This window comes from Calditerrivibrio sp., assembly GCF_049968475.1.
Taxonomy (GTDB): Bacteria; Chrysiogenota; Deferribacteres; order Deferribacterales; family Calditerrivibrionaceae; genus Calditerrivibrio; species Calditerrivibrio nitroreducens_A.
Map to the genome: position 1 here is coordinate 1 of NZ_JBMFQS010000039.1, position 527 is coordinate 527.

Consider the following 527-nt stretch of genomic DNA (forward strand, 5'->3'; position numbering starts at 1 on the left):
TAACTATTGCAAACATTTCATTTACTTGTTTTTCTTCTTTTTCATCAATTTCTTCTTCATCATTGTTTTCATCTACATCAAATAAATCTTCATCTTCATTATCAGAATTTCTTTCAGAATCTTTTGTTTCATCATCAGATTCTTCATCTTCATTTATTAAATGAGATAATAAATCATCATCATGTGAATCATCTGCTTCATAAATTTTTACTGAAACCATATCCTTCTGTTTAATATCAGAATCTGAAGAATCATCATTTTCTTCATCATCATGTGCAATATTATGTAAAACATCATCATTATCTTTTTCTTTTGCATTATCTACATCATTATCATCATTAGGAATCTTATGTGTTATTTGTTCATCTTCTGAAATAATATCATAAATATTTTCTGTAAATTGTTCTTGTTTAAGTTGTTCAATTTGTTTTAATATTTCGTCCATTGATATGTCTTTAAAATTCATTGTTATATAGTTATTGTTCATAATAATTAATTTAACAACAGTGTTTATAAAATCATCAACA

At 23.7% G+C, this 527-nt stretch carries 1 protein-coding gene; it reads right to left on the reverse strand.

Features of this window, described 5'->3' with window-relative positions:
- The coding region (locus ACP5Q2_RS09935; RefSeq protein ID WP_428099646.1) for a hypothetical protein at positions 1-487 on the reverse strand (487 nt) is incomplete at its 3' end.
- Between the last annotated feature and the right edge of the window lie 40 nt (positions 488-527).